This is a genomic window from Phascolarctobacterium sp. Marseille-Q4147 (genome assembly GCF_017968825.1).
GTDB lineage: Bacteria > Bacillota > Negativicutes > Acidaminococcales > Acidaminococcaceae > Phascolarctobacterium_A.
This window is the reverse complement of sequence record NZ_CP072874.1, coordinates 195,318-211,906: the sequence shown is the minus strand read 5'-3', so window position 1 is coordinate 211,906 and position 16,589 is coordinate 195,318. Positions and strand designations below refer to the sequence as shown.

Annotated in this window: 17 protein-coding genes and 2 riboswitches; all 17 genes read left to right on the top strand. The window is 50.8% G+C overall.

The window, feature by feature from the left end:
- The gene (locus KAH19_RS00910) at positions 1-204 is read left to right on the top strand and encodes a hypothetical protein (protein ID WP_210684747.1); all 204 of its coding nucleotides are present in this window, start codon (positions 1-3) and stop codon (positions 202-204) included.
- Between the two features lie 83 nt (positions 205-287).
- A complete protein-coding gene (locus KAH19_RS00905; RefSeq protein WP_210684746.1) occupies positions 288-1,409 on the top strand; it encodes a M20/M25/M40 family metallo-hydrolase in 1,122 nt (373 codons plus the stop codon).
- 70 nt (positions 1,410-1,479) lie between these two features.
- Positions 1,480-1,596, top strand: a riboswitch (FMN riboswitch).
- An 82-nt stretch (positions 1,597-1,678) separates the two neighbouring features.
- Positions 1,679-2,803 (top strand): bifunctional diaminohydroxyphosphoribosylaminopyrimidine deaminase/5-amino-6-(5-phosphoribosylamino)uracil reductase RibD, encoded by a 1,125-nt coding sequence (gene ribD, locus KAH19_RS00900; RefSeq protein WP_246869441.1) that lies wholly within the window; start codon positions 1,679-1,681, stop codon positions 2,801-2,803.
- Positions 2,803-3,453, top strand: coding sequence for a riboflavin synthase (locus tag KAH19_RS00895; RefSeq protein ID WP_210684744.1), 651 nt, complete (start codon positions 2,803-2,805; stop codon positions 3,451-3,453). Before ribD ends, KAH19_RS00895 begins: the two co-directional genes overlap by 1 nt.
- A gap of 21 nt (positions 3,454-3,474) precedes the next feature.
- Positions 3,475-4,704: a bifunctional 3,4-dihydroxy-2-butanone-4-phosphate synthase/GTP cyclohydrolase II gene (locus KAH19_RS00890; RefSeq protein ID WP_210684743.1), complete on the top strand. Its 1,230-nt coding sequence runs from the start codon at positions 3,475-3,477 to the stop codon at positions 4,702-4,704.
- Positions 4,705-5,309: 605 nt separating this feature from the next.
- Positions 5,310-5,771 (top strand): 6,7-dimethyl-8-ribityllumazine synthase, encoded by a 462-nt coding sequence (ribE, locus tag KAH19_RS00885; protein ID WP_009145144.1) that lies wholly within the window; start codon positions 5,310-5,312, stop codon positions 5,769-5,771.
- 176 nt (positions 5,772-5,947) lie between these two features.
- Positions 5,948-6,847, top strand: a complete 900-nt coding sequence (hslO, locus tag KAH19_RS00880) for an Hsp33 family molecular chaperone HslO (RefSeq protein WP_210684742.1) — start codon at positions 5,948-5,950, stop codon at positions 6,845-6,847.
- A 90-nt stretch (positions 6,848-6,937) separates the two neighbouring features.
- Positions 6,938-7,990, top strand: a complete 1,053-nt coding sequence (gene recA / locus KAH19_RS00875) for a recombinase RecA (protein ID WP_009145142.1) — start codon at positions 6,938-6,940, stop codon at positions 7,988-7,990.
- Complete coding sequence (locus tag KAH19_RS00870) at positions 7,965-8,492, top strand: regulatory protein RecX (RefSeq protein WP_210684741.1); 528 nt, start codon at positions 7,965-7,967, stop codon at positions 8,490-8,492. Before recA ends, KAH19_RS00870 begins: the two co-directional genes overlap by 26 nt.
- A gap of 237 nt (positions 8,493-8,729) precedes the next feature.
- Positions 8,730-10,274 carry a ribonuclease Y gene (gene rny, locus KAH19_RS00865; RefSeq protein WP_210684740.1) on the top strand — a complete coding sequence of 515 codons (1,545 nt, stop codon included), beginning with the start codon at positions 8,730-8,732 and terminating at the stop codon, positions 10,272-10,274.
- 81 nt (positions 10,275-10,355) lie between these two features.
- Positions 10,356-10,539, top strand: a riboswitch (cobalamin riboswitch).
- 146 nt (positions 10,540-10,685) lie between these two features.
- Entirely contained in the window at positions 10,686-11,264 is a 579-nt protein-coding gene (gene cobU / locus KAH19_RS00860) for a bifunctional adenosylcobinamide kinase/adenosylcobinamide-phosphate guanylyltransferase (RefSeq protein WP_210684739.1), read from the top strand.
- Between the two features lie 8 nt (positions 11,265-11,272).
- Positions 11,273-12,283 (top strand): nicotinate-nucleotide--dimethylbenzimidazole phosphoribosyltransferase, encoded by a 1,011-nt coding sequence (cobT, locus tag KAH19_RS00855; RefSeq protein ID WP_210684738.1) that lies wholly within the window; start codon positions 11,273-11,275, stop codon positions 12,281-12,283.
- Positions 12,284-12,287: 4 nt separating this feature from the next.
- Positions 12,288-13,022: an adenosylcobinamide-GDP ribazoletransferase gene (cobS, locus tag KAH19_RS00850; protein WP_210684737.1), complete on the top strand. Its 735-nt coding sequence runs from the start codon at positions 12,288-12,290 to the stop codon at positions 13,020-13,022.
- A gap of 56 nt (positions 13,023-13,078) precedes the next feature.
- On the top strand, positions 13,079-13,879 hold the full coding sequence (locus tag KAH19_RS00845) for a nicotinate-nucleotide--dimethylbenzimidazole phosphoribosyltransferase (protein ID WP_210684736.1): 801 nt from the start codon (positions 13,079-13,081) through the stop codon (positions 13,877-13,879).
- A complete protein-coding gene (locus KAH19_RS00840) occupies positions 13,879-14,520 on the top strand; it encodes a histidine phosphatase family protein (RefSeq protein WP_210684735.1) in 642 nt (213 codons plus the stop codon). The genes KAH19_RS00845 and KAH19_RS00840 overlap by 1 nt, the downstream gene beginning before the upstream one ends.
- A gap of 384 nt (positions 14,521-14,904) precedes the next feature.
- Complete coding sequence (locus tag KAH19_RS00835; RefSeq protein WP_009145133.1) at positions 14,905-15,189, top strand: zinc-ribbon domain containing protein; 285 nt, start codon at positions 14,905-14,907, stop codon at positions 15,187-15,189.
- A 149-nt stretch (positions 15,190-15,338) separates the two neighbouring features.
- Complete coding sequence (locus tag KAH19_RS00830; protein ID WP_009145132.1) at positions 15,339-16,589, top strand: ATP-dependent DNA helicase RecQ; 1,251 nt, start codon at positions 15,339-15,341, stop codon at positions 16,587-16,589.

Here is a 16,589-nt window from a genome sequence, read left to right as displayed (position 1 = left end):
ATGGAGATTTTTGCTAAATTGGAAAGCTGGGATTATCTGGCGGCGGCCATGCTGCTGTTTTCCGCCTGGCTGCTGTTGGGCGGTATCGGCCGTCTGCAGAAAAGCGACCCGGAGCGCGTGGATGTGAAAAAGCTGCGCATCCGTGCCTGCGGCGGCCTGGTTGCGGGCGCTTTGTATCTGGCCTGCCGCTATCTGCAGCTGTAATATTGCCGGCAGTTAAACTTGCGCGCGGCTTTCATTAAGGTATATAATATGCTTATATCCTAAACTTTTACGAGGTGACCGAAATGATAAATAAAACAAGATTGATTGATGAATTTATAGAGCTGGTAAGCGTTCCCTGCCCCAGCAAGGACGAAAAGCAGGAAGCAGAGCTGATTATGGCGAAGCTGCGCGAGCTTGGCTTGGAGCCGGAGATGGATAAGGCGCACGAAAAAACCGGCGGTACCTGCGGTAATGTGTGGGCCTATGTAAAGGGCACCGTACCGAATGCTCCGAAGCTGCTGTTTGAAGCGCACATGGATTCCGTAGCACCGACAACAGGCACCAAGGTTGTCCGCAAGGACGGCGTGTTGTACAGCGACGGCACCACAACTTTGGGCGGTGACGACAAGGTTGGCGTTGCTGCCATGCTGGAGGCGGTGCGCGCACTGAAGGAGGACGGCGTTGCTCACGGCGACGTGCAGCTGTGCTTTACCGTCAGCGAGGAAATCGGCTGCCTTGGTGTAGTCAACATGGACCAAAGCTGGATTAAGGCTGATTATGGCTATTGCATGGATATCGGCGGCGCACCGGGTGAAATTACCTACGCTGCACCGAAGCTGTACGATATTTACGTAACCGTTAAGGGCAAGGCTGCCCATGCAGGCATTGCTCCGGAAGAAGGCGTCAATGCGATTATGCTGGCAGCGGATGCTTTGTCCAAGCTGCCTGCTTACGGTCGTCTGGACAGCGAAACTACCTTTAACATCGGCATGTTCAACGCAGGCGTTGGCACCAACATCGTTTGCCCGGAGGCTAAATTCGTCATTGACATGCGCTCTCTGAATGTACCGCGTCTGGAAGTGCTGAAGGATTCTACCATCGCGCTGATTAAAGAGGCTGTTGAGGCCGGCGGCGGTCAGGTAGAATTCGACGTAGTGGAAGGCTGTCCTGCTGTGGAGCTGAACAAGGACCACGAATGCATTAAGCTGGCAGCACGCGCTGCGGAAACACTGGGCTTCCCGGTAGAGCTGAAAACCACCGGCGGCTGCAGTGACGGCAACTATCTTTGCGGTTACGGCCTGCCATGCGGCCTGTTGGCAACCGGCATGAGCAACGTGCATACTACTGCGGAATATCTGAAGGAAGAGGATTTGTACAACACTGCACGCTGGACCTACGAAATTATTAAAGAGGCAGCGAAGTAAATCATACTGTTCACGTATAGTTTTCTTGACTGGAAGAAAATTTGACGCTATAATAAAAATAACTTCATAATGTAACCTTTGGGGCAGGGTGCAATTCCCGATCGGCGGTAAAGTCCGCTAGCGCAATAGCGCATGAACCGGTGTGATTCCGGTACCGACAGTATAGTCTGGATGATAAAAGGTGGCAAAACTGTATTTTTTACCGCATATGGGCTCCTTAGGTCTTTATGCGGTTTTTTATATTACTGGAAGGTGATATTTTGGCAAGAATGACAGATGAAGCATATATGCAGCGGGCCCTGGAGCTGGCGCTGCAGGCAGAGGGCAACACCAGTCCCAACCCGATGGTTGGCTGCGTGATTGTGGATGACGAAGGCAATATTGTGGGTGAGGGCTATCACCATAAGGCCGGCGAACCGCATGCCGAAGTTAATGCCTTGGCGGAGGCTAAGCAGATGGCTCAGGGTGCAACGGCCTATGTAACACTGGAGCCCTGCTCCCATTACGGACGTACCGGTCCCTGCTGTGTAGCCTTGGCACGTGCGGGCATCAGCAAGGTTGTGGTGGCCTGCCTTGATCCTAACCCCAAGGTTGCAGGTCAGGGTTTGGAATATCTGCGTTTGCAGGGTATCGAGGTTGTTACCGGCGTGTGTGAAAAAGAAGCGCAGCGTCTGAATGAGCGCTTCTTTACCTGGATTACCAAAAAGCGTCCGTTTATTACTTTAAAATACGCTATGACATTGGATGGCAAGATTGCCACTGCTACCGGCGACAGCAAATGGATTACCGGCGAGGAGGCACGCACCTATGCACACCGTCTGCGCAAGCAGCATGACGCTGTGCTTGTCGGCATCGGTACAGTGCTGGAGGATGACCCGGAGCTGACCACACGTCTAGTGCGCGGTAAGAATCCGGTGCGCGTGGTGCTCGACAGCAGCCTGAAGATTTCGCTGATGGCGACAGTTTTAAATCCGTTAGCGGATACGATTATCTTTACCGGTCTGGATTCCGATATCGTTAAGGCGGAAGCGCTGGCTGCTCTGCCTAACGTAGAGGTGGTACGTCTGCCGTTGGCTGACGGCGTGCTGCCTGTGGCGCAGGTGGTGCAGGCTTTGGCCGAGCGCGGTATTACCAGCCTGTTGGTAGAAGGCGGCAGTGCAATTCACGGTGCCTTCTTCGATGCAGGCCTTGCTGATAGAGTGTGCGCCTTTGTAGCGCCCAAGCTGATTGGCGGCGCTGCTGCTCTGCCGCCGGTGGGCGGTGCAGGCAGCAGCCTGGTGGAAACCGGCTGGCAGCTGACAGAGGTAGAGATGGAAAAATTAGGCAGTGATGTACTGATAACAGGTCTGGTGCCGGAGCTGGATAAGCAGGAGCTGCCGAAGGAGGCTGAATAATGTTTACAGGATTGGTAGCCGAACTGGGCACGGTGCAGAAGCTGGCGCAGCAGGGTGAATCCTATCACCTGACAGTGGCGGCGGCGAAGGTACTGCAGAATTTGAAAATCGGTGACAGCGTTGCCGTCAACGGCGCCTGCCTGACGGTAGTAAGCATGGACGATTCCGCTTTTACCGCCGACGTGATGCCGGAAACCGTGCGCCTGACCAATATCGGCAGCCTGCATGCCGGCGACAGAGTAAATCTGGAGCGCACGCTGCGCCTGTGCGACGGTCTTGACGGTCACATCGTCAGCGGACACGTGGAAGGCCTTGGCGTGATTGCTAACCGCAGACCGGAGGGTATTGCGATGGTGGTGACTATCAACACCCCGCCGGAGCTTTTGAAATATATCATCAAAAAGGGCAGTATTGCGATTGATGGTATTAGCCTGACGGTGACGCAGGTTACGGAAAGCAGCTTTTCCGTATCGCTGATTCCGCACACCGCCAAGGAAACGACGCTTGGCTTTAAGGATGTGGGCGACAGCGTAAATCTGGAAACGGATATTATCGGAAAATATGTAGAGCAAATGTTAAAATTTAACCCCAAGCAGACACAGGAGCCTGCTTTAAATAAAAATATGCTGCTGGAAAATGGGTTTATCTGAGCAGCAACAAAGAGGTAGAAAATGGAAAAGTTTAAGTATAATACAATTGATGAAGCCATCGCTGCGATTAAAGCAGGTCAGATGGTATTGGTAACTGATGACGAGGACCGCGAAAACGAAGGCGACCTGATTATGGCAGCCGAGCTGTGCACTCCCGAGGCTATTAACTTTATGGCTAAGGAAGCACGCGGACTTATCTGCATGCCGGCAGACAGCGAGGTTATGGATAAGCTGCAGTTCGGCGCTATGGTAACGCACAATACCGACAATCACGAAACAGCTTTCTCTGTTTCTATTGACCATGTTGACACCACCACCGGTATTTCCGCTTATGAGCGCGCATATACCATGAAAAAATGCGCTGAGCCCGGTGCACAGCCGAGCGACTTCCGCCGTCCGGGACATGTTTTCCCGCTGCGCGCACGCAAGGGCGGTGTACTGGTGCGTACCGGTCACACCGAAACCACTGTTGATTTGTGCAAGCTGGCAGGCCTGCAGCCCGTAGGCATCTGCTGCGAGATTATGAACGATGACGGCCATATGGCGCGCACTCCGGATTTAATCGAGTTTGCCAAAAAGCATAAGCTCGTTTTCATTACTGTTGCCGAGCTTGTTGCTTATCGCAAGGCACACGAAAAAATGGTGCATCGTGCCGCTGAAGCTGCGCTGCCTACTAAATATGGCAATTTCCGCATTATTGCTTATGAAAACGATTTGGATAACCTTTGCCATGTTGCTATTGTCAAAGGTGATGTTGCCGGTAAAAAGGATGTGCTCGTGCGCGTACACAGCGAGTGCCTAACTGGTGATGCCTTCGGCAGCCTGCGCTGTGACTGCGGCGACCAGCTGGCAACCGCATTGAAGATGATTGAAAAGGAAGGCTGCGGCGCTGTTGTTTACATGCGTCAGGAGGGCCGTGGCATTGGCCTGGCCAACAAAATCCGTGCTTATGCACTGCAGGACCAGGGCCTTGATACCGTAGAGGCTAACGTTCGCCTGGGCTTTGCTCCCGACCTGCGTGATTACGGCATGGGCGCACAAATTCTGGCAGACCTCGGACTTACCAGCATCCGCCTGATTACCAACAATCCCGCAAAACGCATCGGCCTCTCCGGCTACGGCATCACCATCACCGACCGCGTGCCCATCATCATGGAGCCTAACAAATACAACGAACACTATCTCGATGTCAAAGAAGAGAAAATGGGCCACAAGCTGCACGAAGGCTGTGGCTGCCACTGCGGAAAGTAAAAAAGTTGTGTGTAGGTGTCGCAATTAACATATCCTTACGCTCAAGAAAAATTTTCACGTGCCCGTAGGGCACAACGCAAATTTCGTGTGGAACCGGTACGAAGTGCCGCAAAACTCGCGCGAAGCAATGTAGATTCTTCTGAAGAAGTAATGCATAGCGCTCAAACAGTTGCGACACTTCTCCGGTTCCGGACACTCATTTGCTAAAATTTTTATTCGCTTCACGATATGTCAATTGCTTACTTACAGCTTTCTTAGAACACCATTATTAGCTATTACAAACAGCACACCACCCTAGGCGCTGCGCAGACCGGAACGGACGACGGGCTCGCAAGAACATCGATGTTCTGCGAACTACGCCAGCAACGGACAGGCACAGGAATTTTTCGCTGGAGTGTTGACGTAACCAATCGGAAGCACGTCATACAAAAATCAGCGACGTGAAAAATTCTGCGAATCCAGTCGCCGGAATCCGGCGAAGCAGCACTGCAGGGCGTTTTTTGGATACTTTTTGCCGCCCCGGGCAAAAAGTATCAATAATGCAAGCTATACTTACGAGTGAAAAATAACGTAAAACATATAACGAATTTTTAGGAGGAATAACCATGAAAACCTTAGAAGGAAAACTCACCGCCAAAAACATGAAAATCGCCATCGTCGTAGCCCGCTTCAACGAATTCATCACCAGCAAACTCCTCAGCGGCTGCATCGACTGCCTGATCCGCCACGAAGCAGCTGACGAAGACCTCACCGTAGCCTGGGTACCGGGCGCCTTCGAAATCCCCATGGCAGCAAAAAAACTCGCAGAAAGCGGCAAATACGACGCAGTAATCTGCTTAGGCGCTGTAATCCGCGGCGCAACCCCGCACTTTGACTACGTATGCGCCGAAGCCTCCAAAGGCATCGCTCAGGTAAGCATGCAAACCGGTGTGCCCGTAGCCTTCGGCGTACTCACCACCGAAAACATCCAGCAGGCTGTAGAACGTGCAGGCACCAAGGCCGGCAACAAGGGCGTAGACTGCGCAATGACCGCAATGGAAATGGTAAATCTCTTCAAAGAAATGTAACATTTTCACCGCTTGCCTTTTTGACTATTATGATTTATAATTGACATTGTGGAAGAGCTGATAACAGGCTGTTCCCCATGCATGAAATTTGCAAGCCCGCTAGCAGTAGTTTAGTGGGCTTGTTTTATTAAGCAAGTAAAATTTTTGCCGTAAGGCAGGATTGTGAGGCAGATATTATGGAAGATGTTTTGACAAAGGCTACGGCCGACGGTGTACGTATTTATGCATTATGCACCACTAATCTGGTACAGGAGGCAGCTAAAAAGCACGGTTGCTCCCATCTGGCAAGCGCTGCTCTGGGACGTGCGATGAACGGCGCGCTGCTGCTGGCCGCAACCATGAAGGATAATGAGCGCATCAGCCTGCGTCTGAAGGGCGACGGTCCTCTGGGCGAGGTAGTAGCAGATGCCGAAGGCAGCACAGTGCGCGGTTATGTAGAAAACCCCGATGCATTTTTGCCCCTGAAAAACGGCAAGCTGGATGTCGGCGGCGGCATCGGCGCGGGCAATATTATCGTAACACGTTATCTGCAGAATGCAGAGCCCTTCACCGGCTACTGCGAGCTGCAGGACGGCGAAATCGCCAGCGACCTGACCAAATACCTCTATGTATCCGAACAGACACCGACAAGCGTTGCTCTGGGCGTACTGGTTGACAAGGACGGCAACGTAACCGCATCCGGCGGCTTCTTCATTCAGGCTATGCCCGGCTGCACCGATGAGGTTCTGGAAAAGCTGGAAAACAACGTTAACCTGACTCCGTATGTAACCCAGCTGCTGGAAATCGGTTATACTCCGCAAAAGATGATTGAAATTCTCGGCCGCGGTCTGGATGTTGACATTAAAGAAACCATTCCTCTGAGCTTCAAATGCCGCTGCAGCCGTGAGCGCATTCTGGCGGCTCTGGGCAGCCTTGATGTAAAATCTCTGGAGGAGCTGGCGCAGGATAAAACTACGGAAGCACACTGCGAATTCTGCAACAGCACCTATGAATATACTCAGGATGAAATCAAGCACCTGTTGGAAGAAAAGGAAAAGCAGGCACAGCTGGAGGCTGCTAAACAAAACGTCAAATAACAAAACTTTTCTTGACAAAAGAAACTTTTGTTTGTATAATAAAAGCAGTGAATCGATTAAATTTAAATTTATATATTAGGAGGCAGGCAGATGGACGCAGATAAAAAGAAAGCCTTAGACATGGCGATGCACCAGATTGAAAAGGATTTTGGTAAGGGCAGCATTATGATGCTGGGCGAAGCAAGTGCCAAAATGAATATAGAGGTTATCCCTACAGGCGCTTTATCCCTGGATATTGCTCTTGGTGTCGGCGGTATTCCGCGCGGACGCGTTATTGAGATTTACGGTCCCGAGTCTTCCGGTAAAACTACCGTTGCTTTGCATATGATTGCCGAAGCTCAGAAGATGGGCGGCTATGCGGCATTTATCGATGCGGAGCATGCACTGGATCCGGAATATGCCCGTCATCTGGGTGTAGATATTGACGATCTGCTGATTTCTCAGCCGGATAACGGCGAACAGGCTTTGGAAATTGCTGACGCACTGGTACGCAGCGGCGCTATCGATATTATCGTTATCGACTCCGTTGCAGCATTGGTTCCGCGTGCGGAAATCGAAGGCGAAATGGGTGATTCCCACGTAGGCCTGCAGGCACGTCTGATGAGCCAGGCTCTGCGTAAGCTGACAGGTCTGATTTCCAAATCCAAATGTGCTACTATTTTCATCAACCAGATTCGTGAAAAGGTCGGCGTTATGTTCGGTAATCCGGAAACCACTACCGGTGGACGCGCACTGAAATTCTACTCTACCGTTCGTATGGATGTACGTCGTATCGACACTCTGAAGAACGGCAATGATGTTATCGGCAGCCGTACCCGCGTGAAGGTTGTCAAGAACAAGGTAGCACCTCCGTTCAGACAGGCTGAGTTCGATATTATGTATGGCAAGGGCATTTCTCATGAGGGTTGCCTTGTTGATTTGGGCGCAGACCTTGATATTATCAACAAGAGCGGTGCCTGGTATTCCTACGGTGATATCCGTTTAGGTCAGGGCAAGGAAAAGGTTAAAGACTTTTTGCGTGAGAATCCGGAAATTGCCCAAGAAATCGAAGCTAAAATCCGCGCAGTGACGATTGCCAAGAGCGATAATAAGGAAGCAGCTGAGGAGCCGTTGCAGGATGTGGAGTCGATCTTTAAGGAATAAGAAAAAGGAAGAAGGCTTTACCGGCGCGCAGCAGGTTTATGACTGCGCGCTGGATTTATTGTCTTACCGTGATTACAGTCATAAGGATATGGTGGAGCGCTTGCAGCGCAAGGGCGCAACTAAGGCACAGGCGCTGGAGGCGGTGGCCAAGCTGGAGGATTACGGTCTGCTGAACGAGGAGCGTTACGCCCAAAGGGTGTACGAAGCATGGCTTGCAAAACGCTATTACGGCAGACAGCATCTGCAGCTGGAGCTGATCAAGCGCGGCATACGCGCGGACGTGGCAGCGGAAATTATGGAACGCTTTACGCCTGACATTGAAGAAGTGCAGGCGGAGAATGCGGCGCAGCTTTTCGTGCAGCGCAATCAGCGTAAGCTAACAGCAGAAACAGATAACAAAAAAATATATGCGGCTGCGGGACGCTTTATGGCGGCTCGCGGCTTTTCAGCAAGATATGTGCACATTATATTGGGTAAATTGCATTTTTCAGACAATATGTAGCGGTTAAACTTGACAATTTTGTTAAATATAATCTATAATGTAGTTATCCAATCGTGTTAATATCAACGATTTTCACGAGGCGACGCGTAAAGCGGTTGCCTTATTTTTTGCCCTATTTCAGAATAGATAATACATATTTTATTATAGATTCAACGGAATAAGGACATCTATAGCAGACGCAAACAGGCGCCTGCTGTTACTATGCAAAAAAATCTTGGAAAAATCTACATTTAGGAGGTGAGGACGATTTTAGAAATTATCGGTACAGCTGTTGTAGTTGGTCTGGCCGGCGGTGCAGTAGGTTATCTGGTTCGCAAAAATGTTGCCGAAGGTAAAATTGCTACTGCAGAAGAGCAGGCTATCCGTATTGTACAGGATGCGGAGCAGACCGGCGAAGCAAAACGCAAAGAAATCATGATGGAGGCTAAAGAAGAAATCCATCGTCTGCGTTCCGAAATGGAGCGTGAAAATAAAGACAGACGTAACGACCTGCAGCGTCAGGAGCGTCGTCTGCTGCAAAAAGAAGAAAATCTGGACCGTAAAATCGAATCCTTCGAACGCAAAGAAGAAAAGCTAGCTTCTAAGGAACAGCGTCTGAACGCTGCTCAGGAGAAGGCTGATGCTATGTTGGAAAAACGTCAGGTTGAACTGGAGCGTATTTCCGGACTGACCAGTGACGAAGCAAAGCAAGAGCTGCTGCAATCCCTCGAGGAGGAGGTTAAGCATGAATCTGCTATGATGGTTAAGGATCTGGAGCAACAGGCTAAGGATGAGGCTGACCGCAAGGCAAGAGAAATTATCTCTCTGGCAATTCAGCGTTGTGCAGCAGACCATGTAGCGGAAACCACCGTTTCCGTAGTAGGCCTGCCTAACGATGAAATGAAGGGCCGCATTATCGGTCGTGAAGGCCGTAACATCCGCACTCTGGAAACCCTTACCGGCATCGATCTGATTATCGATGATACTCCGGAGGCTGTTATTATTTCCGGTTTCGATCCGGTACGCCGTGAGGTTGCCCGTATCGCCCTGGAAAAATTGATTAATGACGGCCGTATTCATCCGTCCCGCATTGAGGAAATGGTTGAAAAGGCACAAAAAGAGGTTGAGCAGAAGATTAAGGAAGCCGGCGAACAGGCTACCTTTGCTGTCGGTGTGCATGGCCTGCATCCCGAACTGATTAAGCTGCTGGGCCGCCTGAAATATCGTACCAGCTACGGTCAGAATGTCCTGAACCATTCTGTTGAGGTTGCTAACCTGGCAGGTGTAATGGCTTCTGAGCTCGGTGTTGACGTTGTTCTGGCTAAACGTGCCGGCCTGCTGCATGATATCGGCAAGGCTATTGACCATGAAATGGAAGGCTCTCACGTTGAAATCGGCGGCGAAATTGCCAAGAAGTTCCGTGAGTCCGACCTGATTGTCAATGCTATTCTGGCGCATCATGGTGACTGCGAGCCTAAGAGTGTTGAAGCTGTTCTGGTATCTGCCGCTGACGCAGTATCTGCTGCCCGTCCGGGTGCAAGACGCGAAACTCTGGAAAGCTACCTGAAGCGCTTAACTCGATTGGAAGAAATTTCTGAGTCCTTTGAGGGCGTTGAAAAATGCTATGCCGTACAGGCTGGCCGCGAAATCCGCATTATGGTTAAGCCGGATGTTATCGATGATGCTTCCGCTGTGCTTCTGGCACGCGATATCTCCAAGAAGATTGAAGCTGAAATGGAATATCCCGGTCAAATCAAGGTTGTTATCATCCGTGAAACCCGTGCTGTTGATTACGCAAAATAACGAGATTCCTGAAAGAGCTGCTTAGGCAGCTCTTTTTTTGCGCCTTAGCAGGATTATAGGAATTGCTGTCGAATATATATACTTGGAATTTTTTTGACAGGTGCGCTGGTTGAGACCGGTGCTGAAAAGGGAATGCCGGTGAGAATCCGGAGCAGTCCCGCTACTGTAAGCGGAGCCCAGGCAATTATGTCACTGACGCAAGTTGGGAAGGCGCTGAGGGCGATGAAGCTAAGCCAGGAGACCTGCCTGTTACGAAGCTTGGAGCCTACGGGAGATAGGCTGGCTTTGGTATGCGTAAATATAGAATTTTTGGCTGCAGCTGCATTTTGTGAATCTCCCGCAAGGGAGCTTTTTTCATATATGCTTAAAATGAAAAGCATGCAGCTTACAAAAACGAAGGGAGGTTGAAATATGCCTGGAAAAATTATTATGGTTACCGGCGGAGCCCGCAGCGGCAAAAGCGAATTTGCAGAACGCTATGTATTGCATTATTCTCCCAAATGCGATTACGTTGCTACAGCAGAAATCTTGGATGAGGAAATGGCGGAGCGCGTGCGTCTGCACCGTCAGCGTCGTGATGCGCGTTGGATTAATCACGAAGCGCCTTATCATGCCGAGCGCACGCTTGAAGCGCTGTCAGCGGAAACAGGAGCGGTTCTGTTTGACTGCCTGACTGTTTATATGTGTAACCTGCTTTACGGCAAGGATGCGCCGGAGGGTGAATTCCTGGAGCGTTGTCAGGTAGTATTTGACGAAATTGACAAGGTGCTGGCAGCAGCACGAAATTGCGGTAAAATCGTTGTCTTTGTTACGAACGAGGTGGGCAGCGGCATTGTGCCGGATAATCAGATGGCGCGTGAATACCGTGACCTTGCCGGTTGGGTTAACCAACGCGTGGCAGATGCGGCTGATCATGTGTATTATTGTGTGGCAGGTCAGGCCGTAGACGTAAAAAAATTGGCTTTTAAATTTGAGGATGAAGGAGAATAACGACTGATATGGAGAAAATCATAATACCTGCTCTGGATGAAGAACGTATGCAAGAAGTGCGGGCAGGCTACGCTAAGATAGACAAGCCGGCAGCCAACTTGGGCAAGCTGGAGGATATGGTTGTAGGCCTTGCAGGCATGATTGGCAAGGATTTACCGGATAAATTAAAGACGGCGATGGTTCTGATGTGCGGTGACCACGGTATTGCGAAATACGGCGTCAGCGCTTATCCGCAGGAGGTTACGCGCCAGATGATTAACGGTTATATGCGCGGCACCGCCGGTGCTACCGTGCTGGCTCGTCATGCGCACGCCGATGTTTTCGTCTGCGATGTAGGCACTGCCTTTGATTTGAGCGATTTGCCCAAGGTTTATCAGAAAAAGGTAGCCTGGGGAACCAATGACTTCACCCAGGGACCGGCGATGACGCGCGAGCAGGCCGAAAAGGCTATTGCCGTTGGCATCGAGATGGCTGATATGTGCATCGACCAAGGCTATAATATGCTTTATACAGGCGAAATGGGCATCGGCAATACAACCTCTACCTCTGCTATTGCCAGCGCCTTTTTAGGCTTGGACCCGCAGCTGACTGTCGGCCGTGGCAGCGGTATTAATGACGAACGCATGAAGATTAAACGTCAGGTTGTTATCGACGGCCTGGCAAAAAATATGCCGCAGCAGGGCGATGCAATGGATATTCTCTGCAAGGTCGGCGGCTATGATCATGCAGGTCTGGCCGGTGTAATTATCGGCGCAGCCCGTCGCCGCGTACCGACAATGGTTGACGGTGTTAATGCTACGGCTGCAGCACTGCTGGCCTACGGCCTCTATCCGCAGTGCCGCGATTATATGCTCTGCTCGCATCTGAGCAGCGATATTTCTCATAAGAAAATGCTGGAGCTGCTGCAGCTTTCGCCGATTGTGGATGCCGGTATGCGCCTGGGCGAGGGCACCGGTGCTTCTCTGGCTATTGTTGTGCTGCAGGCAGCGATGGACGTGTATAATCATTTAAGCAGGTGATGTGATGCGTGATTTTGTAACTTGTCTGGAATTTTTGACCAGAATCCGCTTTTCCAACCGCACGGACTGGCATGATGACGATTTCAGCCGCAGCGTGCCGTACTTCCCTTTGGTCGGTCTGGTAATGGGCGTTTTTATGGGTGCGGTAAATTACGGACTGTATTATCTGCACACCCCTGATTTAATGCGTGCGGTGATGCTGGTGCTGGCGGAGCTGATTATTATCGGCGCGCTGATGTATGACGGCTTTATGGATACCTCCGACGGTGTTTTCAGCGCCCGTGACCGTGAGCGTATGCTGGAAATCATGAAGGACAGCCACGTAGGTTCCAACGCCGTTATCGCGCTGGTCTGCCTCGTGCTGCTGAAGGTGGCTGCCTATACTACGCTGCCACCGGTAAAATTATCTTTTGCTCTGGTGGCTGTTTTTGTAGCAACGCGCACCTTTATGGTTACCTACATCGTCAACTACAAGTATGCACGCAAAACCGGTATCGGTCATATGTTTAAGGCTTATGCCAAGCCGATGTACACCTATATTGCCTTTGCACTTTGCCTGGCGCTTGTCGCAGCCTGCGGTTTGCCGTATCTGTATACGGCAATAGCGGCCTTCGTTATCTGCCAGGGCATTGCGCATTTCCTCAGCGGTCAGTTGGGCGGTCTTACCGGTGATACCTACGGCTTTTTGACGGAATGCGGCGTGGTGGTTTACCTGATGCTCGCAACCTATATAATCTGATATATTTCCCCGGCAATATTTTGCCGAATTCTAAAGAGACAGAAAGGAAAAATGCTATGCATATAGAAGAAATAATCCAAAAGATTGTGCCTGCGGACAAAGGCTGCATGAAGCTGGCGCAGACACGCTTTGATAATCTGATAAAGCCGGTCGGCAGTCTGGCCAAGCTGGAAGAAATGACCTCGCGCTATTGCGGTATCAAGGGCATTTATGAAAAAGAGGATTTAGATTATCCTAAACGCGATTTACTGGTATGGTGCGGTATCGAAGAGGCTGCTCAGGCCGAAAAAATTATGCACGCCAAATGGCCGGTGAACGTGCTGGCTGCAGAAACCGGTGCGAAGGCTGTGGCTCTGCTCGTAACCTCGGAGGAGGAGGCTGACGCTCTGGAGGAGGGCGCTGCCCTGGTGCAGGAGCTGGTACACGAGAAGGGACTGGAGCTGTTGGGCTTCGGCTGCCTTTCCAATCCTGATAATGAGATGGTACGCACCGCTATGGCCGGCGCTCTGCTGCAGGCTGCAGCAATGAAGGTGCCGGTAATGCTGGACGGCGTTGCTGTCTGCAAGGCTGCCAAAAAGGCAGCGGATATGGCACCTGCCGTGCTCGATTACTGCTTTGCCGGTCATGTTTCCGCAGAGCCGGGTGCAGAAGAATGCCTGCAGGAGCTGGGACTTACGGCGCCGCTGCGCCTGAATATTCCCGACGGCGCCGGTGAGGGTGCTGCTGTCTGCTTTACGCTGTTCAATGCCGGCATCAAGGCCTACAAGGAAATGGAAACCTTTGAGGAAGCAGGCGTGCATGCGGAGATGAAGGAATTTTCCTTGGCAGAGCAATCTAAAAAAGGAGCGAAGGCTTAATGGGTAAAATTTATTTAATTCGTCACGGTGAAACGGACAGCAACAAGGGACACCGCTTTCAGGGACGCATCAACATGCCGTTGAATGCCAAAGGTCTGGAGCAGTCCGAGAAGCTGGCTGCCTATATGCAGCATCTGCCGGTTGACAAGATTTACTGCAGCTCCATGCTGCGTGCCTGCATGACGGCAGCACCGCTGGCTATGAGCAAAAATATGTCCTACCAGCCGTTGGATTTGCTGCAGGAGGTAAGCTTCGGTGCCTGGGAGGGCCTGGAATATGCGGAAATCAGCCGCCGCTGGCCTAAGGAGATGGATGATTTCCTGACGCGTCCGGGCGAATGGATTCCGCCGCAGGGCGAAAGCTTTCATGATGCAGCGCGTCGCTGTCAGGCGGCTTTTGATTATATCTTCGAGCGTGAAGGTCACGAGAAGAATATCGCGATTGTATCGCATGGTGGTATTATCCGCGTGCAGCTGTGCCTGCTTCTAGGCATACCGCTGAACAATCTGTGGAAGCTGAGTGTGCATAATGTTTCTGTCAGCACGCTGAATGACTGGCAGGGCAATATTATTGCCGAAACCATCAATGATGCTCACTTTGCCAGAGAGCAGGGAAGCTCTGTAAACTGGCTGCATAAATAAAAATTAAAGATTGAAAACCGCGCAGACGTAAAAAGCTGTCGCGGTTTTTCTTTAAAGCGGCGAAAAAAGACGGTCATAGTTTTTGCTGTAAACTTATCGGTGCCGCACCATTATTTTACAAGCAAGCTTTTACCGTGAGCACTGTTAATAAGCGGATTTGAGCATATATTGAGAAATGAAAAGTTTCTTATTAAAGAATTTACGCATTTTTGATAAACTAAGATTGACTTTTACAGGCGCTTACTATATACTGTAAGTGGTGTATCTCAGTGGTCCGTTTAAGTTCCTAACTTCTTCTATCATAGATGACATGGGGAAGCCAAGGTAAACATCTTAATGCGTTCTTTGGGGTATGTTCTATCTATGATTAGGAGTGATTAAACAATGAAAGAAGACAAGACTTTAACCTGCTGCGAGTGCGGCAACGAATTCGTATTCACCGCTTCCGAGCAAGAGTTCTACGCAGAAAAGGGCTTCACTAACGAACCGCGCCGTTGCCCGGCTTGCCGTCAAGCTCGCAAACAACGCATGGGCGTACAAAACGATCGTCCGCAACGCGAAATGTTCCCCGCAGTTTGCGCTGAATGCGGTAAAGAGACCATGGTACCGTTCAAACCCAGCGATCGTCCGGTTTACTGCCGCGAATGCTTCAACGCACGTAAACACTAATTAGACGCTTGAAGTAACAAATTCAGGTACAGCTTAGGCTGTACCTGTTTTTTATTAGCTGATCATAGAAAAAACGAAAGTTATTTTACATAAAAGTGCTTATATGCTATACTTTTTACAATATAAATTATTCGAAGCAAGGGAGCTTTATGGCACGTATTATAGACAGTGATTTTCTGCACCGCGCGCTGCAGCATTTTTATGGCTACAGCAGCTTTCGCACAGGGCAGGAAGAAATTATAAGTGAAATATTACACGGACAGCCTGTTTTGGCAGTGTTGCCTACGGGTGCAGGCAAGAGTATCTGCTTTCAGCTGCCTTCGCTGCTGCTGAAGGGCGTGACGCTGGTTATCTCGCCGCTGATATCGTTGATGAAGGACCAGGCGGAGGCACTGACGGCCCGCGGTATTCCGGCAGCTTATCTGGACAGCAGCATGAGCAGCAATGAGTACGGCAGAGTGCTGCATGCCGCGCTCAACAAGCAGTGCAAGTTTTTGTACGTAGCGCCGGAGCGACTGGTCAACCAGCAGTTTATTGATTTTGCCCGCCAGGCTTATATTACGATGGTGGCGGTGGATGAGGCGCACTGCGTATCGCAGTGGGGACACAGCTTCCGCAAGGAATATTATAATATCCCCGATTTTATTCAGGCCTTGCCGACGAAGCCGCTGGTGGCAGCCTTTACTGCTACGGCTACGCCGGATGTGCGCCGCGATATTATCAAACGTTTGGGCATTCCGGAGGCAAAAATTGTAGTGACGGGCTTTGACAGGCCTAACCTGCATTTTGCCGTGCAGCGCACGCAGGACAAGGAGCGCTCGCTGCTGGAGTTTATGCGTAAGCATAAAAAGGATTGCGGCGTAGTTTACTGTGCTACGCGCAACAAGGTGGAAAGCGTGACGCAGCTTTTGCGGCGCCAGGGCTTCAGTGCCTTGCGCTATCACGCGGGCCTGACGCCGGAGGAGCGGCGCGAAAATCAGAATGCTTTCGTCGGCGGCAGCGTGCCGCTGATTGTGGCAACCAATGCTTTCGGTATGGGCATTGATAAGCCGGATGTACGCTTTGTGGTGCATTACAATATGCCCAAGGATATCGAAAGCTACTATCAGGAGGCAGGACGCGCAGGGCGTGACGGCCTGCCTGCGGAATGTCTGCTGCTTTATGACAAGGCGGATATTGCGGTCAACACCTATCTTATCGGCCACGACCAGCCGGATTTGACCTGGAAGGAGCACGAGCTGCAGCTGCTGAGCAAAATGACCAACTACTGCAATACGTCCATGTGCCTGCGCAAGGTACTGCTGGAATATTTCGGAGAAAAAACAACGTCGCAGTGCAACAATTGCGGCAACTGCGACGTGAATAAGAACGCTTCGTGGCGTAAGTTTTTGAAGTTTTAA